Below are 21,407 nucleotides of genomic sequence, written 5' to 3' on the forward strand. Positions count from 1 at the left end.
CGGGGAAATGAGCATGGCGGGCCTTGCGAACCTCGTCGCGGCGATGACCGCCTTTGTGGGCACGCACTTCCTGCTGTCGCACCCGTTGCGCCCCGCTTTGGTCGGGCGATTGGGGGAGCGGCCCTTCCTCGGCCTTTATTCGCTCGTCGCATTGCTGACCTTCGGCTGGGTCATCCTCGCCGCCCGCACGGCACCCGATACGCCCCTCTGGTGGATCGCACCATCCTGGGCCTGGCAGGTCGCGAGCATCGTCATGCTCTTCGCCTCGATGCTGCTGCTCGGCTCCTTCTTCGGCAATCCGGCGATCCCCGATCCGACGGGAAAGCGGCGGATGCCGGGCGAGGCCCGCGGCATATTCGCGATCACACGCCATCCGATGATGTGGAGCTTCACGATCTGGGCGGTCGTGCATGCGCTGCTATGGGGGTCGGCCTCGAACCTCGTCATCACGTCCGGCATCGGCATTCTCGCCTTCTTCGGCGCGCTTGCCCAGGATGCCAAGAAGAAGCGGCTGTTGGGCGAAGCCTGGCGCGAATGGGAGGCGCGAACCTCCTTCTGGCCCTTCGGAGCGCAGCTTGCCGGGCGGAGCCCCTGGCGCGCGACGCTGCCGCGGCCAGCCCTGCTCGCCGGAGGCCTGATCCTGTGGCTGATTGCCACACTTGCGCATGGCTGGCTCGGCGGACCGGAGGTCGGTCCCTGGCACTGACTTCATCGCGATGAGGGCGAAAGCATCATCCGGCTGTTGGCCTCCCCTATGCCGCCGCCGGGCTGCGGCGCGGATGCGCAGCATTTGCAACGAAGCGAGATTGATATCCCTGTCTGTTCGTTATATCAAACATATGTTCTCTAAATGAGAGAATCGCCTATCCCCTTTCCCGCGAATGGGCAGCCGGAAGACTGACATGACCCGACATATTGGCATCGTCGCCTGCTCCGCCGAGGGCGCGGCCTTGTGCTACAAGACCATCTGCGTCGAGGGCGCCCGATGGCTGGGTTCCCATGCCCATCCGGAAATATCCCTGCATTCGCTGTCCCTGGCGGACTATGTCGATTGCCTCGAAAGGGGCGATTGGAAGGGCGTCGGCGACATCATGCTCGTCTCGGCGCAGAAGCTGGCCACGATCGGCGCCGATTTCCTGATTTGCCCGGATAATAGCATCCATCCGGCGCTGGCCTATGTCGCGCCCCGCTCGCCCCTGCCCTGGCTGCATATCGTCGAGGTCGTTGCCGAAGAGGCGGCGCGCCGGGGCTTCCGCCGCCTGGGCCTGACCGGTACGCGCTGGTTGGTCGAAAACGACCTATACCCGCAAAAATTGGCCGCGCGAGGGCTGGAATGCGTGCGTCCTTCCGCGGCCGAGCGTGACGAGATCGGCCGCATCATCATGGACGAGCTGGTCTGCAGCCTGTTCAGGCCCGAAGCTGTGGCCTATTTCCAGCAGACCATCGCCGGGATGAAGGATCGAGGCTGCGACGCGGTCATCCTGGGCTGCACCGAAATCCCTTTGATCATCAACGACGACAATTCGCCATTGCCGACGCTCGATTCCAACCGGCTGCTGGCGAGGGCTGCGTTGCGGCGGGCGGTGCAGCCGCAGGATGTGCCGGCATGACGCGCGAGACCGTCGAAGTTCCGGTCCTGTCGGCACCGGACGGAGAAAGCAATATGGACGTGGCTGAATGGACGTGACCGCGGAAAAGGCGCCGAACAGCCTGATCTCGTCTATTGCGACATCGCTGCGACGGGAGCGCGAGAGGATGGGCCTGTCGCTCAACGAACTTGCCCGACGCGCGAAAATCGCGAAGTCGACCCTGTCGCAGATCGAGTCAGGCGCCGGCAATCCCAGCGTTGAAACCTTGTGGGCGCTTGCCGTAACGCTCGACATCCCCGTCAGCCGCTTGATCGCCATGCCCCGGCCACGCACGCAGGTGATCCGCGCCGGAGAGGGGCCGGCGGCCTTTTCCGAACAAAGCAATTATGCCGCTATCCTGCTCGCTGCCAGCCCGCCGGGCGCGCGCCGCGACATCTATCGCCTGCAAGTGCAGCCCGGCCGTCCGCGGCTGTCGGATCCGCACATGCCGGGGACGGTGGAACATCTGATCATCAGCAGCGGGCGCGCACGCGTCGGGCCGGCCGAGGCGCCCGTGGAGCTCGGCCCAGGCGACTATATCAGCTATGCCGCCGATGCTCCCCACCTCTTTGAAGCCCTGGAGCCCGACACGACGGCAGTGATCGTGATGGAGCATGTCTGACGAGCTGCCGACAGAAGAAATGCTCCATGCCTCTCCGGCGCAGGTGAATCCCGACCTCGGCCTGGCCCCTTCGCCGCCCGTCTTCGTGCCGCTCTGGATCGAAGGCGGGCAGATCGCCGATATGTCCTGGCGACACACCTACCCGACCGGGCAGTAGCCGTTCCTGGGCTCTCGTTCCTATCTCCAGCGCTGCAGGAGATTTGAACATGGCCAGTCCGTCATCGCCCTTTGCCGATCTTTCGTCCGCGCTCGCCGACATGGTCGCGCGGGCCTCGCCCCATGTCGTCGAAGTGCAGTCGCATCGCTCTTTGGCCAGCGGCTTCTTCTGGCGGGAAGGACTTGTCGTCACCCCGGACGAGACGCTTGCCGAGGAAGGCAAGATCGAGATCGAACTGGCGGACGGCAAGGTGCTCGAAGCGAAGCTCGTGGGGCGCGATCCCGCCACCGACATAGCGCTGCTCCGCGTCGAAGGGGCGAATGCGGACGCTGTCGCCTTCGGATCGGACGATGTCCGCCCCGGCGCGCTCGCCTTGATCGTCGCCGCGGCCGAAAGCGCGCCGCTGGTCGCATTCGGCGCCATCGCGGCGGTCGGCCCAGCCTGGCAGTCGATGCGCGGCGGCACGATCGACACGCGCATCGAGATGGATGTTCGCCTCCGCCGTCGGGCCGAAGGCGGATTGGCGATCGATGGCAGCGGTCAGGTCTTCGGCATGGCGGTGCGCGGGCCACGCGGACGGACGCTGGTCATTCCAGCAGCCACGATCGATCGGGTCGCGGGGCAGCTCGCCGAATATGGTCGCGTTCCGGTCGCCTATCTTGGCGCGGGTTTGAAGGACGTGCCGCTCGACGCGGGCGGTAGCGGCGTCATGGTGATGACGCTCGATCGTGCCGGTCCCGCCGCCGCCGGCGGGCTGCAGCAGGGCGACATCATTCTTTCCTGGGCGGGCAAGCGCATGCCCCATGTCGGCGCGCTGCTCCATATGCTCCGTGCGACGCCGGTCGGGTCGCAAGTGACGCTTGGCCTGCGGCGCGGCGGATCACCGATCGAGCTCGGCATCACGATCGGTGACAGGCCGGCGAAATGAGCGCCCCCGGCCGGGCCGACGACCTCGCGGTCAGCATCCGGATCGCCGAGCCGGCGCTTGCGGCCCGCCTCGCCGCGCTGCTCGAGCAGACGCCGGGGCTGAGGATTGCGGCGCCCGGCGAGCCCGGCGACCTGGTCCTGAGCCCAGCGGACATTTCCGAGGGCGGATTCGCGCAGCCGCTGACGCCACGCGAACGCGATGTGATCGCGCTCCTGGCCGAGGGACTGTCCAACAAGGCGATCGCTGGCCGGCTCGGCATCTCGCCCGACACAGCCAAATTCCATGTCGGCCGCCTGATCGACAAGCTGGACGCGACCGGACGCACCGACGCGGTCGCGCATGCCGCGCGACGCGGGATCATCCACCTATAGCGGCGGCCCGTCGCAGCCCCTCAGCATGGCGCCCATAAGTAAAGCGGGCCCTTGTTCGGACACCCCGTCTTTCGACCCGTCGCGACGCTTAGCCGAGACCTTATCCGGGCCGCCTGCCTCCGCAGCGCTCAATGATCATGAAGCTCGCTGTCACGCAGAAGAAGCCGAGCAGCAGTCCAATGAGCGTTCTATTGGCAGCGTCCCGGAGAAGCGGGCCGAAACCCGATCCGGAGGTGATATGAACACCGATCAAAATCAACTGGACCGTCACGATTGCGGTGAAGGCGATCGCAAGGACTCTCCAGTAGATGAATGCGAGCATGCCTGAAATGACCGGCGGACCCTGCAAATAGCGCGCGGCCACGAGCATAGCGGGCCCGAACTCGTCAAGGATGCGACGAGTCTCCGCTTCGGTCAGCGCGCGGCCCTGCGCGGCCTCCGCCGCTTCCACGCGATCGAGGAGAACGCCGCGAAGTTCCATGACTATTTCGCGTCGTTTTCCCACCGGCAGCCAGAATCCAAGGCGTTTCAGATATCTCTCGATCATGCTCATGGCTCCACCTTCCTGATCAAGTGTTGAAGCCCGGCCGTCTGCCGTTGCCACTCGTCCACCAGACTGGCGTAGGTCGAGGCGCCTAGCTCAGTCAGTATGTAGAAGCGTTTGTTCCGGGAGCCTTCCAGCCGCCACTCGCTGGTCAACATGCCTTGCTCCTCCAGGCGGCGCAGCATCGGATATAGCGCGCCGTCCTCGATATCCACGCCGCCGGCGGCCAAGGCTTCGCGGACCGCCGTGCCGTTTCGCTCCTCGCGCAACACCGCAAGCGCGGCGAGGACCAGCGTGCCGCGGCGCAGCTCCTGCCGGAGCGCCTCCGCAGCGCCGCGCTTGAATCTGGCTGTCGCGGCGTCGCTCAACGCTCGCGTGCAGCGACTGCAGCGGCTGCCTCCCGATCGACGGCAGCTACCGCCGGAGCCGGGACCAAGCACCCTATGGCCAGGATGAAAAGGGCAGAAGCCTTGCGCGTTTCCATCGCCATCCCTCCTCTCATCTTATGAGCAGTGCATAGCACAGTGTGCATCGCACAGTCAAAGCGTCGAGATGCCGCTCACGGATCGATGGCCCGATCCCGTCCGCGCCTCTCGCGCGAAGGGAATCCGTCCGATTGTCTGACCGCGATACGGCGCGGCGGTGGCGTTGCACCGATTTCGTGCGATCGCCATTTCGGCCGATACCGGCCTGACCGCTTTCGGCCATGGTCCCAAGAAGCTGTCATTCCCAAGTCCGGCGAAAAGCGGCGACGGGCCTTCCACCGCCTCAAATAGAATTGCGGGACCTCAACGCGTCCAGCAGCATCTTGCCAGCAGCACCTTGCCAGCAGCACCTCGAATGCCGGCGTAGGCTGCTTCCCGTCAGCCTGTCGCCCGATGCGCGAGAAAGAAGCGCAGCATCTCGCGAGATGCGTCAGGGCCGCTCGGGTCGGTGAAGGAACCGCTCCGGCTGCCGCCCGACCAGGCATGGCCACCGCCATGGATCGTCCATTGTTCGATGAGCGCCCGGCCCCGATCGTCGACGCTCACGGCGCGCGTATAGGCCCGGCCTCCCGGACTGCGGCCGGCCTCGCTATGCGTCCGCAGCGACGGGCCGGCCGCCGCCGCGGCGCGCGCCACGATCTCGCAGCTATTGACCTCATGCACCGTCGTGTCCTGATCGCCATGGAAGGTGATGGTCGGCACGAAATGCGTGCCCGGCTGGCCTGCGGCGTTGATGCCGCTGCCCTGCCTCATCGCCATCATGGCGGTCGGCAGGTCGCGCGCCGCGCCGCAGGCCAGCCCGGAATGGATGCCGACCGCGGCATAGAGATCGGGATAGGCCGCGCCCATGATCGCCGCCTCCGCCCCGCCGGCCGAAAGACCCGCGATATAGACGCGCTGGCGATCGATCCGATAGTCGGCGATGACCTGCCTCGTAATGCCCGCGATCAGGGCCGGCTCGCCGCGGCCGCGCTGCTGATCCCCGGACTTGAACCAGTTCCAGCATCTCGATGCGTTCGCGGCCTGCGTCTGTGCCGGATAGGCGACCAGGAAACCGAGCTCGTCGGCAAGCCGGTTCATGCCGGTGCCGAGCGCAAAATCGTCCGGCGACTGGCTGCAGCCATGCAGCATCACCACCAGCGGCATGCCATCGCGCACCGAAGGCGGCACATAGAGCTTGTAGCCGAGCGTGCCGGCCGGGCCATGATAGCTGCGCGTGAGGAAGGTGCCGCCCGTGCGCGCTTCGACGGCCGGGCCTTCCTTATCCAACCATAGCGGCTTGTCCGGCCAGAGCGACCGCCTCGCCGAAGGCGATACCGTCGCCCCTTCGGGCGTCAGGTCGAGGATCGCGGAATCGCGCATCGCCGGCGTCGGTTCGGCGGGAGCCCCGCCCGCGAGCATTGCGCGAATGAGGTCGGTCGCCTCCTCAAGCCTGCCGGCGCGGGTGAGGCGCGTGGCTTCCAGCAGGGAGGGATGCAGTGGCATGGTCATCTCCAGCTCCTTCGTGATATATATAACCGCAAGGTGCGGCCTCACTTGATCCGGTCGGCGAGCGCGGCCTTCACGGCGGCGCTGGCATGGAGCGCGCCCAGCACCGTCAGCGATCCGATCGTCGCGCGGGCGAGCTCCGGTGATACATCGGCGGCGATGGTCGCGAGCCCGAGCACGCGGATGTCGAGCGTGTCGCCCGATGCCCGGACCGCCTCCAGCGCCTCGCGCGAATAGTGGCTGATCCCCAGGTCGAGCTGCTTGCGCACAACCGAATTCCGCGCCGCCTCGGCATGGCGCTCGAGCTGGTTGCGGATCGCGGTGCGGATGAAGTCGGTCCTGTTGGTATAGAATCCGTCCCGCACCAGCAGGTCGATATGCCCGAGATCCACGAAGCCGAGATTGATCGTGATCTTCTCGCTCTCCTTCGGCTTCAGCTCATGCAATTCGGCTGCCATATCCTATCTCCGCCATCCATATGGATGGTATGGGGATGGCGATGTGCCGATTCAAGGTTCGGGCCCCAATCCCCGAAAATATCGTCGCCCCTGCGCGAACGGGGCAATGTCGGCCCGGGGGAGCCGAGGGGCATCGCGCGAGGGGCATCGAATGCCTTCCCGACGCGTTCTCCGCGCGACCGGAAAGGATATTCGATGCGCAATCCTTGGATGAGCCTCTATCTCAGCGCCGCGAACCGAATTGCCGGCCGAGTTGCCGGCACGGCGCGCGGAAAGATAATGGCCGAGGCGGGCCGGCAGCGCGCGGCCGCCAGGAAGAAGGCGGCAAAGCAGCTCGCCACGCTCTGGACCGGAGGCCTCGGGGCACCGCAGCCCAAGAAGCGGCGCAAGAGCCGGCCTTAGAGCCTGTTTGAGAATAAGGCGGCTGAGGGCTGGCGAGAGATTTTTCGTGCCGGACAGGAGCGGTCGCCGCCGCGATGTCGAAACATCGTGGCAAGATCGCGACGCATCCGGCACGGAAAAGATCCGCCAGACCGACCCGCAGCCATTCTCAAACAGGCTCTTAGCCCCTCCCGTCCGCGGACACCGGCCCTCAGCTGCCGTCGCGGCCGATCGACCTGGCCGCCATAGCCATCCTCCGACCGGAGCGCATCGGGAGTTCCGGCGTTGAGCCGTCGGGCGGCCGGCGAAAAACTACGAGGGAAAGCGGAGATGGCGATATCCGACACGCCACATGCCGTGGAGCAATCCGCGAATATCGAGGAGATGCTATGGGTGCTCGCGGAAGCGGTTGCGGCGCTGACGGAGCTTGCGGCCGGCGGCACGCTTGCGCAGGTCGGACTTGATACGCTGGACACGGCCATCTCGCGCCTTCAGCAGATGGCCGAGCAGACGGGACATCCAGGCGTGTCGCAACATCTGATGACGGCGCGCGGCCAGCTTCGACGCCGGTTCGGGCAGGAGGCCTGAGAGCCGATCGGCCACCGATGCGATCGCCCGATGGTCGGTGGTTGCGATCGAGCAGATCCGGTGCGGCGGGCGAATGGAGCGCCCCAAAATCCCCAACATATTTCAGGCCGCCGCCGAACAGGGGAAAGATGTCGCTGCTGGCGGCGACTTGTGATATAAGATTTCCATCACGCGATTCAGATCGCAGGCTTTCGTGACAGAGAGACAAATGTGCTCCCGCTTGCAAATCGGGAGTCGTCACGATGGACATCGCCTATCTGGAAAAACGCCTCGCCGCCAGCTTGGTCGCGATGCGGGATGCCGCGGATCCCTGCGCGCAGATCGCACATCGCGGGATGGTTCATGGCTATCGATCCTTGCTGGCCGAACATGCAGCAGCGCTTCGGAGAAGCCCTTTCGGGGCCGAACCCGAACCAGCGCAGCAGGGTGACGATATAAGCTCGACAAGCGCGGGCCTCGCCCGGGCGGTCGATGAATGGGCCGATGCGGTCGGTGCGGGCGCGGGACCATCGCCCTATCTCATGCAAGCGCTTTCGCTTCTGGCAGCCGCTTTCGAGCGGGCCGGCATCGAAACCGTCCGGATGCCGGATCTGCTCGCCACGCTTTCGAGGCTGCCGTCCCGCTGCGAGGATAGATCGCCATTGGATCGGGTCTGGAACGGCGCGGGCTCCCCGGCCGCCGAGGACAGACGCAGGCTGCTTGCCGAATCGCTCCGGGAAATCAGGCTTCGATTTCAACAATGAAGGCCCGCCGCCCCGGCGGCCGATGGTGGAAGAGAGGTGCCCGGATCGACAGGCCGGGCAACGCCCGGGACGATATGCGCCCGCGCACTGATGCATGTGGCCCAAAGCCGCTCAGGAGCCTCTATCATTTAACAAAAGCCGGCTACCCCCAAAAGATCGGGGGCCCCCGGAAGATCGGACCCATGAAAGTCCCGATCGATTCAGGAGAGATATATGTACCGCTTATTTCCGCAGGCGCTTCTGGCCTGCATCGCCAATGGGCGGACGCCGCATCCGCAGGCGATCGACGATGTCGCCGAAAAGATCTGGCGGGAGGCCTTTCAGCACGGGTCGCGCCGTCGCTGGAAAGATGTGCTGCCGAGCTCGATCGAATATCGCCGCGCCATGGCCGCGGCGCATGCCGCCTATGGCATGAGGCCCGCGGCGATTTAGGCCAAGCCTCCTAAACGCGCAGCCGCATCGAGGCGCAGGGCGACGCGGCGGACAGGCTTCAGCTTGGAGAAGACGCGCTCGATGCGGTTGCGCTCGCGATAAGCTGCCTGGCCGAAGCAGGGCTTTCCTTTTCCGGCTGGGCGCGATGTCGGGCGCGGCGCCCTGGGCCTCGATCGGCGCGCGGAGGCGATCGGCATCATGCGCCCTGACGATGCCGCCCGCCATTGTCCCTCTCCTGAGGCCGCCTGCCTGATGTTTCCATCGGCATGGCGCCCGCCACATCGCGGCTGATGCAGGAACTGACCCGTTTCGAAACCGTTGAACAATCCCCAGTTCCGGAGGCCCCCATGCCCACCGATGCCCCATCCGCCCCTCCCCATGCGACGCGACAGACCAGCCGGCTTGCCGCCGCCGATCGGGTGACGGGAACCGCCGTTCATGCGCGCGACGGCCGCAAGCTCGGCACCATTCACAGCTTCATCGTCGACAAGCTGACCGGGCAGATCGCCTTCGCGGTACTGTCGATCGGCGGCTTTCTGGGCCTTGGCCAAAAATATCATCCGCTCCCCTGGGAGCTGCTCGCCTATGACGAGTTCAAGGATGGATATGTGGTCAATGTCGATCTGGAGAGGTTGCACGGAAGCCCGAGCTACAGGCCCGACGATGCCCCCCAATTCGATGAAGCCTATGGGCAGCGTATTGCCGCTTATTATGCAAATTCCAGCGAGAGAGATTATTGAGGCGCGTCGTCGCGTACCGGCCGTCGATGCTTGGCCCTGGCGAATATTTTGTTATCATGATTATCGGCCCATTCCGGGCTTTGTTACGGCGCTGCTCGCCACTTATTGGGCATATTCCTTGATTTTCTGCATGTCCTGGCCTATATCCGGATAGCTAACGTCGCCTGCGACGGAATTTGACGCCTTAGGGCAGATCCTTCCCTTTCACGCTTCCTGGCTCTGCTGGCCTGTTGCCTGCGGAAAACCGTTTTCGTGAAGGAAACACCCCATGCCGATCGGCACCGTCAAATTTTTCAACTCCACCAAGGGCTATGGCTTCATCGCCGCCGAGGATGGCTCGGGCGACAGCTTCGTCCATATCTCCGCGGTCGAGCGCGCCGGCATGCCGACGCTCAACAAGGACCAGCGGCTGAGCTACGAATTGGAGACCGACCGGCGCGGCAAGCAGTCCGCCGTCAACCTCCAGCCGGCCTGACCCGGCCATGGCCAAGGAGGATCTCCTGACCCTCGAAGGCCTGATCGACGAAATCCTTCCCGACGGGCGCTTTCGCGTCCTGCTCGAGAATGATCATCGGATCATCGCCTATACGGCGGGCAAGATGCGGCGATATCGCATCCGCTCGGTGGTCGGCGACCGCGTCCATGTCGAAATGACGCCCTACGACCTTGAAAAGGGCCGGATCGTCTTTCGCGAACGGACGCCGGGCGCAGGCCCCGGGCCGCGCAGAGGCGGTCGCCGTTAGCCCGCCTCCATCTTGCAACCGCGCGCGACGATCGCGCGCCCAAGGATATTATGTACGTTCAGACTATGACATTGGATCGCCCCCGCCGGCCCGTCCGGCGGAGCAAGCCTGCGCGCCAGGCCGATCGGCGCTCCCCCACCCTTTCCCGGCCGGAACTTCGCCGGATCGTCGCCGACATGCTCGGCTGAGCAGCCTATCCCCCGCGGCCGTCATGGCCGCAAATCCCACCATGCGGCCGTCATGGCCGCACGGATTCCATCAGGCGGCCTTCATGGCCGCCGCAATCCCATCAAGGAGCACGCCCATGTCCGTAAACCGGGAATTCTACATGGCGCGTGCCGCCGAAAGCGCGCGGGATGCGGAAAATGCCACGCTCGACAATGTGCGCGAGCGCTGCCGGCGCTCGGAGGCGGCCTGGCTTTCCATGGCCGATCGCCTCACGCGCGGCGAGGCGATGCGCGAAAAGCTGGCGACCGAGAAGGCCGCGCGCAGGGAGGGTGCAGCGGAATGAACAATGTCTTCCGGAAACGCTTCGATGGCCCGCGCCTGACGCGCGAGGAAGCCGAACGACAGGGTCGCGCAACGCGCCTGGCTTATGAGGCGCTGGGCAGGCCCGAAGCCGCCATGGCCTTCCTCAACGGCCATGATGCCGCCCTTGCCGGCCGGCCGATCGATCTCGCCGTCGCCAGCGCCGCAGGATTGCTGGCCGTCGAACGGGCGATCGCCGCCCTGAACCGGGATTGAGGCCGCATATCGGCCAAAAACCGATAGCGCCCCCCCGATAGCGGACAGCGCCGATGCTGCTGACGATCTGCCACAAGACGCTGTATCGCTATGCGCGACCGGTGACGCTGCTGCCGCATCGCATGATGCTGTGCCCGCGGGGGCAGCATGATCTCAGGCTTCTCGCAACCTTGCTGAGCTGCTCGCCGCCTGCCCATCTCGAATGGACGCAGGATGTGTTCGGCAACATCATCGCGACCGCGACCTTCTCCGACGCCACCGACAGCCTGGCGGTCACCAGCCGGATGGTGGTCGAACAGTCCGCCACCGCCTGGCCGGTCTTCGCGATCGCGCCGCGCGCGCACAGCTTCCCGTTCGACTATTCGGAAGACGAGCTGATCGATCTCGGCGCCCTGCGCGCGCCCGAGCATGACGATCCCGACGGCCGGCTGCGCGGCTGGGCACGCGGCTTCATTGCGGCGGAACCCACCGACACGCTGTCCCTGCTCAAGGATATCAACGCCGGCCTGCTCCGTCACGTCGCCTATCGCGCGCGCGACGAGGAAGGCACGCAGCCGCCGCTCGAAACGCTCGATCGGGCGACGGGCTCGTGCCGCGACATTGCGGCCCTGTTCATCGATGCCGCACGACATCTGGGGTTCGGGGCGCGCGCCGTATCGGGCTATCTGTTCGATGGGCAGGCCGGCAGCGACAATGGCGTGCCCGGTTCGACCCATGGCTGGGCGGAGGTCTATCTGCCCTGCGCCGGCTGGATCGCCTTCGATCCGACGCATGCGCGCCTGGGCGGCGCGAACCTCGTGCCCGTCGCCGTTGCCCGCAACATTGGCCAGATCAGGCCGATCGAGGGGCGCTATGTCGGCGCGGCCGAGGATTTTCTGGACATGCGGGTCGAAGTGACGGTTACGCGGGGTACGCGATCGAAGCTGCGATCCGGCCGGGAAAGGCATTGAGACAGGATCGGCAGGCCATGGCGTCCGGACGGGCATGGGGACGGGCAGCCTCATTATGGCGGAGAGCGGCTTCCGCCATACGGAGATGATCCGGACTCGGGGGCAGGGATGCCCCCCTCCCCCCACGCGACCGGGCCCTGTCGCCGGCATCCGGCGGCGCGGGGAACCCCGGGAGCGATCCTCGCCATCCTTCGTTCAGCGGCTCGATCAGGCCGATCGGACAGCCCGCCAGCCCACGCCCGCCAGTTCGCGACCACCGGCTCGCAATCGCGGGACGAGCGCCTATGGAAGCCTGGATGAGATGAGCAACAATCGCGGGCAGCTTCCGAGGAAGCAGATGGACCGGTTTACCAGGCCCTTTGTGCGCTTCCTGCGCATCGAGGCGACCGCCGGCGGCCTGTTGCTGCTCGCCACGCTGCTGGCCCTCCTTCTTTCCAACTCCCCCTGGTCGATCGCCTATCTCTCCTTCTGGGACATGCCCGCCGGATTCCGGCTTGGCGGCATCGCGATCGCCCATTCGTTGAAATATTGGATCAATGATGGGCTGATGACGCTGTTCTTTTTCATCGTCGCCCTCGAGCTGAAACGCGAGATGGTTCTCGGCGAATTGCGCGATCCGCGTATCGCCGCTTTGTCCGCCGCCGGGGCCCTGGGGGGAATGATCGTACCGCCGAGCCTCTTTTTCCTGCTGCTGGGCAGCGGAGCGGGTGCCCAGGGCTGGGGCACCGTCATGGCGACCGATACCGCCTTCCTGATCGGCTGTCTCGCAATCGTCGGTCGCCGCGTTCCGCAGAGCCTGCGGCTGTTTCTATTGTCCCTGGCGATCTTCGACGATGTCGGCGCGGTTCTGGTGGTCGCGATCGGCTATGGCGGCACGTTGAACTGGCTCGCGCTCGGGCTGGCGGGGCTTGGGCTTGCGGCCGTGGCGGGCGCTGGCCGGCTCGGCATCCGCAGCATGCTGATCTATTTCGCATTGGGAGGCGCGGTCTGGCTGGCCTTTTATGCGTCGGGCATCCATCCGACGCTCACGGGCCTGCTTTTGGGTCTGATGACGCCGGCGCACAGCTGGGTCAGCGATAGCCGGCTGCACGCGATCCTGGACCGCGTGGTCGCTTATCCTCCCGGCGAGCATTGGAGCGGCAATACGGTGGACCGGCAGGATCTGCGCCGGGCGCGGGTCGCGGCGCGCGAGGCCCTGTCGCCCCTCGAGCGGCTCGAAATCGCGCTCCATCCCTGGATAACCTTCACGGTCATGCCCGTCTTCGCCTTGGCGAATGCCGGCTTTCCGATCCTGCCCGCGGAGGTCGACGGGCGCCTTGCCGCGGCGATCTTCATAGGGTTCGTGTTCGGCAAACCCATCGGCGTTGTGGTTTTCAGCTATTTGGCGGTGCAGGCCCGCCTGGCCACGCGCCCTGCCGATCTGCCCTGGGGCATATTGGCGGCCGGCGCGGTCCTGACGGGCATCGGTTTCACCATGGCGCTCTTCATCGCCGAACTGGCCTTCGATCCCACGCTGCTCAACTCGGCCAAGCTCGGCATTTTCAGCGCCTCGATCGTCTCCGCGACATGCGGCCTATCGGCATTGGCATGGCTGACGTCCGCGCGCAGGCGGCGCGGCGGATCGACCTGACCCTGCAGGCCGCACCCCTGCGATCCGCCGCCGAACCACGAGCCCCGATCAGCCCTCCCCATCGGCATGGGCCGATAGCGTCGAGAGAGCTCGATCCGGACTTCGATCCAGGCAATGATGTTTCGATCCATGGCATCCCGACGATCCGATGCAGGAGCCGATCAGACCCTATTTGGGGCTTGATATGATCCCGCCCGCATCACCCCGGATATTTCTGCAGCCGGGTCGGCAAACGCGGTGCGCGGGCGTCCAGCAGCTTGTTCTTATAGTGGGTCCGCACGTCATGGGCGGATTCGATCGATTTCAGGACGACGCGCGTGCCGGCTCCTGCGAGCTGCTCGATAGAGCTTATGGCGGCTCCCATTTTCGCGCAGGCTGCTGTCACCTCCGCAACGGAGGCGTTGACGTTCACTGCTCTCGTCATGGCAATCTCCGAGCGGCGCAACCGCCCTGGCCGGAATAGGCCGACTACCCATAGGCGATCGTTACCGCCTTGTCCCCTGCTCATATCCGGTCGTGCCGTCGATCCGGCCATGAACCTGTTGGCTATTGCCGCGAATTGGCAAGTTGGCCGCGCCGCCCCCCTGTTCGGCCAACCAACTCTATCATGGGCATTGAAGCCTGATCTCCCGGAGCGACGCGGCAAGTATCCTGCGCCGATCCTCGGCAACCGGGGAACCCGCGCCGCTCCAGAAGCGATCCAGTGGCGATCTGTCCTCGCAACGGGTCACCAGCATCGTAAGGGCAGCCCGGAGATCGGGCGTCTGGACCGTTTCGGCGCCAGCTCGATCGACCGCGACCGTCAGGATCGAAATGGCTTCCGCGGGGCTCATCTTCTTCTTCCCTCGCCCGAGCCGCCCTCATTGGACCATTCCTCGACCGCCCGGGCGAGCTCCGAGGTGGCGTTGTCCTGTCGCGTTGGTTCCGGCGCGGCCTTGGGAGGCTCCTTCCGAAGGTCCGAACGCTTGGCCAGCAGCGAACGATAGCCCTGAACCATCCCGCTATGCGCTATTCGCGCACAGGGGTCGGCAGCCTTCCGCATGGCGGTCAGGCTGTCTGCGAGGCGTTTTCGGATATAAGTGCTGTTCATCGTAACAATTCCCGGTGGTGCAAGCGGGAGCACGTTCGTCTCTCTGTCACGAGATGCTTGCGATCAATTCGGGTGATGTCATTGATATATCACGAGTCGCCGCCGGAGTCGTCGCTTTCCTTCAGCTGAAGGCGTTCGATCCGGAGAAGATCGAGCAAGCATCGGCGGAGGAACAGGCACCGGTGGAGGAAAAGCTGCCAGCGGCCGCATCGATGCAGCGCCGGCAAGATCGACAAGGAGCCTGACGGGCCCGACATTTGCTTGCGGACTTTCCCCGCTGGCGTCCCCGGCATCGATCCAGTCTATTGCCGTCGGAACGTGGTGAGCCCCCCAATCTGTCCCCGTTTCAGCCCCGAAACCCCGCCGCCGAGGCGGCGGGGTTTCACCTGCCGGCATCGCCAGCATGCGCGCACGCAAGCTGGTGATCCGCCGCCTATGATAGACCTGCCATCATGATTTGCTTTCGAGCTAGTCAATCAAGAGGCGGGCGCCGCTGCGACACCCGCGCCCGATCGCTTCGATCCCCGTTTGAGCCCGTGGCCGGAGACGCGCCGGCGCGCCTCGACAAGCTCGCCCCCTCGATCCAGCGGACGTCGCGAACCCTGGTGCCGAGCCCCTGATGCTGCCCCTATGTCCATGCCCGCAATGGGGGCGCCTCCTCCAGTTCCGGCCAGACGACGAAGGCACGGAACGTCCCATCCTCCGTGCTGACCTCATCATATTGCCCCATGGCATTTCCTTCCCGCCGCAAAGCGCGATTTGGAACGCCTCGATGCCGGCCTGTCAACGCGTGAATCGGCGCCGGCCGTCATCCCCTTTGCCAGCGCGATCCGACCGCAAGCGGTCGCTCGCCTGCGACATTCAGATGCGAGAAAAGGGACATCGACCAGCACGCAGAGGCAAGCATCGGCTTCGCCTCCCTAGCGAACATCCCCTCCCGGAACCTCCGGCGTCCAGCACTGCTCCAAGGAACCAAGGCTCGCCTCAACCCAGTCTGCCAGCGGAGTGTTGACGTTTGAATGGATGGTAAGCTCACCATCGTGCATCCCGAAGCGCGCCGGTGCCCGCAGGGTGTAGCCAACACCGTCCAAAACAATCTCTCCCCCTTCCTCCAATCCCGGCGGAGCTGGCCGAGGCATGGCGATCTCTCGCATCCTGATGAGCACGGAGCGGACTGCAGGACAGTTGCGGCTGTCGGTCCAACTTACTGTATCATGGCCCGCTTCACGGAGCGTGCGACGCAGCCAATAGTGGAGTTGCCTTCCTTCTCGATCATAGCCGAGCGTCCCGATCTCAACCGTTGCCGCAACCTGCCGCAGGGCTGGCCGTCTAGAAAACTCAGCCCATGCCGGGCCCGATTCAGAGGGCCCAACTAGCAAGCTGGCAACGAGGAGAATGGCTGCCGACATCCGGGAGACGATATCAGATTCGCGTCTGCTTCCTATCCAGGTTTCATGTTGATGCGCCTGCCGGCGGAAGCTGGCCTCGACACAAGGGAGCGGTAGCGGTCGTCGAGCAAAGAGCCGCCTAGAAAGAAATGCCGGGCTGCCGGTGTGACCTAGCCGAAAGACGCCTGTCCGTTTTCGGTTCAGCGCTTCGAGGAAACGGATGTCGGCGATCTGAATGGGCTTGCCGGGACCGCCTCAGGGCCAGCGGTGCGTCTGTGCACGTCACCGCTATGCCGTCCCGGTCTGAACTTACGGTGCTGCCGGTTGCGATTTGCTTGTGGCCGATATCTTGTCTGTCTAGGAAGATAGCCAGATGATGGAAGTTTCGCCACCTGAGCCGATAATGACGTTGCGCTGGCGCACAGGTCTCATCGGTTTTCTACTGCCTATTATGGGCGGTGGTGTTGTGATGTTTGGCATTGCTGCCTTCAAGCCATCACTCGCTGCGGAGCTGGCGGATGGCCGTCGCGGTGCCTGGATCAGTGCTACGTCTGAAATGACCTTCGGCGGCGTTAACATTCCGCTCGCGCTTCTCGCCCTCTATTTTGGCTGGGAGTTTTTCCGCTTTGGCTGGCGCTGGGCGGATGAGTTCGCGGTCAGGGCAACGACGGTCGGACTTGTGCCGCATCGATCCACGCTGATTAAGCCGATCCCCTGGGGCGAGATCGCGGATATATCCTACTCGCAGTTCGGCCGCGCGTCGTCGCTGGTCATCAAGTTCCGGGATGGCCGCAGCCGCATCATCCGTGGAGTCAGCAACGACGGTGGGGCGGCAGAGAGTTTTGCCGTTTACGCACGCAACCGGATTATGGCAGCCAATCAAGTTCTTTCAGCAGACGCTAAGAAGGGCTAACCATCTCAGCGTTGAACACTGGCCGTGCGTGCGGCCCCCATCATCTGCCGCCAGAGGCGCGCTTCACCAGGACGAGAAGTTCTTGCCGAGCTTGTCCTGCCGAGCCCGACAAGGCCGCCGGCCCACCGCAGCGGCAGCTGCGGCTTTTCCGAGCCCCGAGGTCCCGCCAAGGATCACCACCCGAATTCCCGTCAAGTTCATGCAATTGTCCTCAGGCATAAAGTGAGAAGCGCCGCGAGGCCCAAAGCGCGCGGCATTTATCCCACTAATGACCCGGCCGGCGCGCGCGCCGGATCCTCACGCCGCCGCTGGTTAGTGACGCATTCCGCAGGCGCGTGGCGACGGGCCGAGCCATGGGTGATCAGGGCTGGTGCAGAACGCCTCGGAGGACGTGTCGGACGGTCCGGCGAATCTCCTCCTGGGGCTCGCCGAGCCGATCGATCAACAAATGTACCCAAGCATATGAGGCGAGAAGGTCTGCAACGACAATGGGCTCGACATCCTCGCGAGCATCTCCGCGAGACTTGGCGCGCTGGACCATTTCTCCGATCTCCTCCCTCCGCTCGCGTGCATAGTCCGCGAGAGCCAGACGAGCCTTCTCGTTGGCTTGCGCCTCGGCGATTAACGAGCGGAACGTGTTGCCCGATGATGTCTCACGCCAGTGCCGCAACAGGCTATGCAGGAATCGAAACAGGTCCTCCTCGAGGTCACCGGTGTCCGGATACTCGACGTCGCGCTTCTGGCGCTGATAGACATCGAGCAACAGGGCAGCTTTGCTGGGCCACCAGCGGTAGATCGTTGCCTTTCCTGCCCGCGCCCGCTGTGCGACGGCCTCGATCGAGAAGCCGGAATAGCCTTCGTCAACCAGCAGCCCCTCCGCAGCCGCCAAAATAGCCTCGGCGCTATCGGGGCTGCGCCGCGAGCCAATCGACTTGCGGGCGGCTTCACGTTGATCGGTCATTTTCGCACCTCCAATTCCCCCATAGCACATTCTTTCCGAACGGAACGGGTCGTTCCAGGTCGCGGGGTCTGGAGCTAGAGGTAGCGCAACCACCATTCGCGTCGCCGAGATTTGAGGACGGCGAACCAGGCGGCTAGTGGATAGAGAGTGACGCAGACAGCCAGCCAGCAAAGATAGATCCAGAAAAGGCCGAGGCCCCAGCCCGCATCGACGAGCGGTTGCGGATCACTGAGGAATCCCAGGAACAGTTGCGGCGGGAAACCGAGCGCAAGGCCGATCACCAAGGCGAGGCCATGCGTTGCGTAAATGTGCACGATGTAGGTGAATAAGGAAGCGCGACCGAAGGCGTCGAGCATTCGGCCGAGACGACCCGTCAGTCGAGCAACAAACGGGGCGAAAAGCAGCGAACACCCTAATGTTGCAAGAACGAAGTCCAGGGAGGGCGGATATTTGGAGACGTTGAGGAAGGAAAGCGCTGTCCGCCACGCTTCGGCCTGGACCGCCCAGGGCTGGAAATCACCGTAGCCATTGCTTCCACGCAAGAGAAGGAACAGCGCGAGCATGCCAAGGCCGATGCAAACCAGCGTTCGGGCCCGTTCCATCGCCGGTGCAAGAAAGACGGGGGCCATGCCGAAGCCCAGCGCCATGATGCCGAACCAAGGCAAGGCGGGATAGGCTACGAACCCGTTCAGCCAAGGAAGCGGTCCTGGCTGGAACAGGAGCGTCCACGCTATCGCTCCGCCCGTGCCCGGCTCAGGAGCGAATGGCGCGAGCAGCGGATAGCCGGCGACGATAACAGCGCCGATAGCGAGCACCCAGCGATGCGGCAGGTGAATGAGGACCGCAAGCAGGAGCATGCCGAAGCCGATCGCCCAGATCACCTGAAGGAAAAGGAAGGGCGCTGCGAAGTCGAGCGCAAAGGCAATTACGCTAAGCTCGAGCAGGATCAGCCACAGGCCGCGCGTGACGAGATAGCGCCGCAGGCTGGTGCGGCCATTGGCCTTTTGCAGCCCCACTGCAACGCCGGCGAGCAGCACGAACGTGGGCGCGCAAAGATGCGTCACCCAGCGCGTCGCGAACAGCAGCGCAGTCGTGCGCCCCACATCCGTCGGCTGGAAAAGCAGGGCCTGCTCGTGAAGATACTCCCGGACATGATCCAGAATCATGAGCACGATCATTAGTCCGCGCAGCTTGTCCACGAGCGCGAGCCGGTTCCCGAGGACCGGGACATGCCGATCATTTGCCGAATGGGGCTCGCTCCCCGAAGGGCCCGCGCCAATGCTGATCGGACCGGTCAACGCAGGGCACTCAAAGACATGCGCTGGCGGCCGGCCGCGTCAAAATTTGCCGGATCGAGCCAGGCTTCATAAGCTGGCCGCAGGGCTCGCCACTCTTCGCCGAGCAGAGAATACCAGGCCGTATCGCGCGGCTTGCCCTTGACTGTCTCGGCCTGACGCCAGTTGCCTTCATGGCGAAACCCGAACCGCTGGGCGGCGCGGTTGGAAGGCGCGTTGTCCGCGTTGCACCGCCAAGCGACGCGGCGATAGCCGAGGCCAAAGGCATGATCGATCAGGAGGAAGACGGCCTCAGTTGCCGCGCGCGTGCGCTGAAACCGGGGCGAGAACCAGATGCTTCCGATTTCCAGCATCTCTGCGCCGGCGTCGATGTCGCAATAGGAAAGCCATCCCTCGGCGCGTCCGCTCGTCGCGGGTACCGCTGCAAAAAAGGGCTGCCGCCTCATTCGGGCCAAGCTGCGGATCTGGGATGCCATCTCTTCGAGCGAAGCGAAGGGCCCGTAGCGCAGATAGGTCCAGCTGGCCTGCGCTCCACGAGCGACTTCCCAAAGGGCGGGAGCGTGAACTGCCCCAAGCGGCTCGAGCCGAACATAGCGTCCGGCATGAGGACGGCGTTCAGGAAAGGGACAGGACATATGCACGCTTGACGAAACGGAACGGACCGTATAGATTAACAATACTGAGCCGACAATCTGGAAACATGACCGAATCAACCTCCCTCGAGCCCGCGCGCGGACAATTCTCGCGCCCCCGCTTCTTCCTGCTGGTGCTTGCTGGCGCATATCCGCTCATCACCACGATCCTCTATGTCGTGCGGCCGTTCACGGAAGGCTGGAGCCTCTGGCAGCGGACGCTCATCGTCGCGCCGATCATGGTCTCGCTCATGGTCTGGGGACTGATCCCGTTCGTACAGAAGCGGTTCCACCGCTTCATCCACCCGGGCGGATGAACACATTACCCATGCAGGCCGGCCTGGCAGCTCGGAAGAGGCGTCGGCACGGCAGGTGGTCATCACGTCCGCGCGCGAAGCGCGGCCTGCGCGCGCCCGATAAGACCCTGATACCTCCGGTCCGGATACCACGGCATCTCGGAAATCCGGCTGAAGCCGGGAATGGCCTCCATGTACCTGATCATGCGCGCGCGCATCGCCTGGTCGGGGAGATCGCCGCGCAGCGCTGCGATATTCTCGGCGGCGTGCTCCGGCTTGGACGTCGCCGGGAGCACACAGGTAACCACCGGATGGGACAGCACGAACTTGAGGAAAAAGGCTGCCCAGGTCTCTGCGCCAAATTCCCGGGCAAAAGCAGGGGGATCTCGCCCTTCGACAAGCTTGAACAGGCGGGCCTTCTCGAACGGCATGTTGATGTTGACCGCTATCCCCCTCTCCTGCGCGGCCGGAAACAGTCGCTCCTCGGCAGCGCGATTGAAGATTGAGTAGTTGACCTGGATAAAATCGATCCCGCCCCTCTCGACCCAACTCAGAAGCGCCGGGTGATAGATGTTCTCATGGTGGGTCACGCCGGTATAGCGAATGCGCCCATCGCGCTTCCAGGCACGCAAGTAGGGCAAGATGATGTCGACGTTCACCAGGCTATGGCATTGCATGAGATCGATAGGGTTGCGCCAAAGCCGGGCCTCGGACAGCTCGAGGCTGCGCAGCGCGTGACTCTCGTCCGCGAGATACTCGCCCGTGGACCAGATCTTGTTCGAAATGAACAGCCGATCGGAAATGCCGAGCGCGATCGCAAAATCCCCGACGCTGATCTCTCCGGAACCATAAAGGGGAGACGTGTCGACCACGCGCGCGCCCCCTTCCCAGTAGGTCTGCAGCACCTGCCGCAATGGTTCGCGGGGCTGGCCGGGCAGCGCGTCGAAGGTAAGGAATGTCCCGAGGCCGATCGCCGGGACCGCTTCACCGCTCGAGGGAATGGTCCTCATGATCATTTCGGCGCCTGCAGGCGGGTTCGCGGGCTGCGCCATAGCCGCGCTGGCAAAGGGCAGAAGGCTTGCCGGGGGACCGGCGAAGAGCGCACCCGCTGCTGCGTTCTTGATCAGGCTTCGGCGGCTGATCGGACCTGCAGCAATAGACTCAGCCTTCATCACGAGCTCCCATTTTCCGGTTCTCCAC

Annotated in this window: 30 protein-coding genes; 19 read left to right on the top strand and 11 right to left on the bottom strand. The window is 64.6% G+C overall.

What is annotated here, in order from left to right; genetic code table 11:
- The first annotated feature begins 13 nt into the window (after positions 1-13).
- From CLG96_RS05445 to CLG96_RS05465, 6 genes are all read left to right on the top strand, one after another.
- On the top strand, positions 14-706 hold the full coding sequence (locus tag CLG96_RS05445) for an NnrU family protein (protein WP_243395640.1): 693 nt from the start codon (positions 14-16) through the stop codon (positions 704-706).
- Positions 707-902: 196 nt separating this feature from the next.
- Positions 903-1,610, top strand: a complete 708-nt coding sequence (locus tag CLG96_RS05450; RefSeq protein ID WP_107967247.1) for an aspartate/glutamate racemase family protein — start codon at positions 903-905, stop codon at positions 1,608-1,610.
- A 67-nt stretch (positions 1,611-1,677) separates the two neighbouring features.
- A complete protein-coding gene (locus CLG96_RS05455) occupies positions 1,678-2,250 on the top strand; it encodes a helix-turn-helix domain-containing protein (protein WP_107966883.1) in 573 nt (190 codons plus the stop codon).
- Positions 2,243-2,407 (top strand): hypothetical protein, encoded by a 165-nt coding sequence (locus CLG96_RS18635; protein ID WP_165799540.1) that lies wholly within the window; start codon positions 2,243-2,245, stop codon positions 2,405-2,407. Before CLG96_RS05455 ends, CLG96_RS18635 begins: the two co-directional genes overlap by 8 nt.
- A 49-nt stretch (positions 2,408-2,456) precedes the next feature.
- Positions 2,457-3,335 (top strand): S1C family serine protease, encoded by an 879-nt coding sequence (locus tag CLG96_RS05460; protein WP_107966884.1) that lies wholly within the window; start codon positions 2,457-2,459, stop codon positions 3,333-3,335.
- Positions 3,332-3,706 carry a helix-turn-helix domain-containing protein gene (locus CLG96_RS05465; protein ID WP_107966885.1) on the top strand — a complete coding sequence of 125 codons (375 nt, stop codon included), beginning with the start codon at positions 3,332-3,334 and terminating at the stop codon, positions 3,704-3,706. The genes CLG96_RS05460 and CLG96_RS05465 overlap by 4 nt, the downstream gene beginning before the upstream one ends.
- A 100-nt stretch (positions 3,707-3,806) precedes the next feature.
- On the opposite strand, the gene CLG96_RS05470 is transcribed toward CLG96_RS05465, so the two are convergent.
- From CLG96_RS05470 to CLG96_RS05485, 4 genes are all read right to left on the bottom strand, one after another.
- Positions 3,807-4,259, bottom strand: a complete 453-nt coding sequence (locus tag CLG96_RS05470; protein ID WP_133175349.1) for a hypothetical protein — start codon at positions 4,257-4,259, stop codon at positions 3,807-3,809.
- Positions 4,256-4,618, bottom strand: coding sequence for a PadR family transcriptional regulator (locus CLG96_RS05475; protein ID WP_107966887.1), 363 nt, complete (start codon positions 4,616-4,618; stop codon positions 4,256-4,258). Before CLG96_RS05475 ends, CLG96_RS05470 begins: the two co-directional genes overlap by 4 nt.
- 495 nt (positions 4,619-5,113) lie before the next feature.
- On the bottom strand, positions 5,114-6,226 hold the full coding sequence (locus tag CLG96_RS05480) for an extracellular catalytic domain type 1 short-chain-length polyhydroxyalkanoate depolymerase (RefSeq protein WP_107967248.1): 1,113 nt from the start codon (positions 6,224-6,226) through the stop codon (positions 5,114-5,116).
- Positions 6,227-6,267: 41 nt separating this feature from the next.
- A complete protein-coding gene (locus tag CLG96_RS05485) occupies positions 6,268-6,681 on the bottom strand; it encodes a CopG family transcriptional regulator (protein ID WP_107966888.1) in 414 nt (137 codons plus the stop codon).
- Positions 6,682-6,876: 195 nt separating this feature from the next.
- Between CLG96_RS05485 and CLG96_RS05490 the strand changes: the two genes are divergently transcribed.
- Entirely contained in the window at positions 6,877-7,083 is a 207-nt protein-coding gene (locus tag CLG96_RS05490) for a hypothetical protein (protein WP_107966889.1), read from the top strand.
- Positions 7,084-7,392: 309 nt separating this feature from the next.
- Positions 7,393-7,650 carry a hypothetical protein gene (locus CLG96_RS05495; RefSeq protein ID WP_133175350.1) on the top strand — a complete coding sequence of 86 codons (258 nt, stop codon included), beginning with the start codon at positions 7,393-7,395 and terminating at the stop codon, positions 7,648-7,650.
- Between the two features lie 176 nt (positions 7,651-7,826).
- On the opposite strand, the gene CLG96_RS18465 is transcribed toward CLG96_RS05495, so the two are convergent.
- Positions 7,827-8,387, bottom strand: coding sequence for a hypothetical protein (locus CLG96_RS18465; protein ID WP_133175351.1), 561 nt, complete (start codon positions 8,385-8,387; stop codon positions 7,827-7,829).
- 219 nt (positions 8,388-8,606) lie between these two features.
- Here CLG96_RS18465 and CLG96_RS05505 point away from each other — a divergent pair, with 219 nt between their 5' ends.
- From CLG96_RS05505 to nhaA, 8 genes are all read left to right on the top strand, one after another.
- Complete coding sequence (locus tag CLG96_RS05505; RefSeq protein ID WP_107966892.1) at positions 8,607-8,825, top strand: hypothetical protein; 219 nt, start codon at positions 8,607-8,609, stop codon at positions 8,823-8,825.
- 347 nt (positions 8,826-9,172) lie between these two features.
- Positions 9,173-9,565 (top strand): PRC-barrel domain-containing protein, encoded by a 393-nt coding sequence (locus CLG96_RS05515; RefSeq protein ID WP_107966894.1) that lies wholly within the window; start codon positions 9,173-9,175, stop codon positions 9,563-9,565.
- Positions 9,566-9,833: 268 nt separating this feature from the next.
- Positions 9,834-10,040, top strand: coding sequence for a cold-shock protein (locus CLG96_RS05520; RefSeq protein WP_107966895.1), 207 nt, complete (start codon positions 9,834-9,836; stop codon positions 10,038-10,040).
- Positions 10,041-10,047: 7 nt separating this feature from the next.
- A complete protein-coding gene (gene infA, locus CLG96_RS05525; RefSeq protein ID WP_107966896.1) occupies positions 10,048-10,308 on the top strand; it encodes a translation initiation factor IF-1 in 261 nt (86 codons plus the stop codon).
- 304 nt (positions 10,309-10,612) lie between these two features.
- Entirely contained in the window at positions 10,613-10,819 is a 207-nt protein-coding gene (locus CLG96_RS05530; RefSeq protein ID WP_107967249.1) for a hypothetical protein, read from the top strand.
- Positions 10,816-11,052, top strand: coding sequence for an antitoxin Xre/MbcA/ParS toxin-binding domain-containing protein (locus tag CLG96_RS05535; protein WP_107966897.1), 237 nt, complete (start codon positions 10,816-10,818; stop codon positions 11,050-11,052). The genes CLG96_RS05530 and CLG96_RS05535 overlap by 4 nt, the downstream gene beginning before the upstream one ends.
- A gap of 53 nt (positions 11,053-11,105) precedes the next feature.
- Positions 11,106-12,002, top strand: a complete 897-nt coding sequence (locus tag CLG96_RS05540) for a transglutaminase family protein (protein ID WP_107966898.1) — start codon at positions 11,106-11,108, stop codon at positions 12,000-12,002.
- A gap of 301 nt (positions 12,003-12,303) precedes the next feature.
- A complete protein-coding gene (nhaA, locus tag CLG96_RS05545; protein WP_107966899.1) occupies positions 12,304-13,632 on the top strand; it encodes a Na+/H+ antiporter NhaA in 1,329 nt (442 codons plus the stop codon).
- Between the two features lie 199 nt (positions 13,633-13,831).
- Here nhaA and CLG96_RS05550 read toward each other — a convergent pair whose 3' ends face one another.
- Both CLG96_RS05550 and CLG96_RS05555 read right to left on the bottom strand, forming a co-directional pair.
- Positions 13,832-14,056: a hypothetical protein gene (locus CLG96_RS05550; RefSeq protein ID WP_133175352.1), complete on the bottom strand. Its 225-nt coding sequence runs from the start codon at positions 14,054-14,056 to the stop codon at positions 13,832-13,834.
- A 181-nt stretch (positions 14,057-14,237) separates the two neighbouring features.
- A complete protein-coding gene (locus CLG96_RS05555) occupies positions 14,238-14,465 on the bottom strand; it encodes a hypothetical protein (RefSeq protein WP_107966901.1) in 228 nt (75 codons plus the stop codon).
- Positions 14,466-14,775: 310 nt separating this feature from the next.
- On the opposite strand from CLG96_RS05555, the gene CLG96_RS05565 reads away from it, so the two are divergent.
- Positions 14,776-14,967, top strand: a complete 192-nt coding sequence (locus tag CLG96_RS05565; RefSeq protein WP_107966903.1) for a hypothetical protein — start codon at positions 14,776-14,778, stop codon at positions 14,965-14,967.
- 1,516 nt (positions 14,968-16,483) lie between these two features.
- Positions 16,484-17,023 carry a hypothetical protein gene (locus tag CLG96_RS05570; protein ID WP_107966904.1) on the top strand — a complete coding sequence of 180 codons (540 nt, stop codon included), beginning with the start codon at positions 16,484-16,486 and terminating at the stop codon, positions 17,021-17,023.
- Positions 17,024-17,384: 361 nt separating this feature from the next.
- On the opposite strand, the gene CLG96_RS05575 is transcribed toward CLG96_RS05570, so the two are convergent.
- From CLG96_RS05575 to CLG96_RS05585, 3 genes are all read right to left on the bottom strand, one after another.
- Positions 17,385-17,984, bottom strand: a complete 600-nt coding sequence (locus tag CLG96_RS05575; protein WP_107966905.1) for a TetR/AcrR family transcriptional regulator — start codon at positions 17,982-17,984, stop codon at positions 17,385-17,387.
- A gap of 74 nt (positions 17,985-18,058) precedes the next feature.
- Positions 18,059-19,183 carry an acetyltransferase domain-containing protein gene (locus CLG96_RS05580; protein WP_133175353.1) on the bottom strand — a complete coding sequence of 375 codons (1,125 nt, stop codon included), beginning with the start codon at positions 19,181-19,183 and terminating at the stop codon, positions 18,059-18,061.
- Between the two features lie 95 nt (positions 19,184-19,278).
- Entirely contained in the window at positions 19,279-20,061 is a 783-nt protein-coding gene (locus CLG96_RS05585) for a GNAT family N-acetyltransferase (protein ID WP_341476938.1), read from the bottom strand.
- On the opposite strand from CLG96_RS05585, the gene CLG96_RS05590 reads away from it, so the two are divergent.
- Complete coding sequence (locus CLG96_RS05590) at positions 19,980-20,228, top strand: putative antibiotic biosynthesis monooxygenase (RefSeq protein ID WP_107966908.1); 249 nt, start codon at positions 19,980-19,982, stop codon at positions 20,226-20,228. The two genes, CLG96_RS05585 and CLG96_RS05590, sit on opposite strands and share 82 nt — an antisense overlap.
- Before the next feature lie 62 nt (positions 20,229-20,290).
- On the opposite strand, the gene CLG96_RS05595 is transcribed toward CLG96_RS05590, so the two are convergent.
- Positions 20,291-21,379 carry an aldo/keto reductase gene (locus tag CLG96_RS05595; RefSeq protein ID WP_107966909.1) on the bottom strand — a complete coding sequence of 363 codons (1,089 nt, stop codon included), beginning with the start codon at positions 21,377-21,379 and terminating at the stop codon, positions 20,291-20,293.
- Positions 21,380-21,407: the final 28 nt, after the last annotated feature.

Origin of the sequence: Sphingomonas oleivorans (assembly GCF_003050615.1) — a bacterium.
GTDB classification, from domain to species: Bacteria; Pseudomonadota; Alphaproteobacteria; order Sphingomonadales; family Sphingomonadaceae; genus Sphingomonas_H; species Sphingomonas_H oleivorans.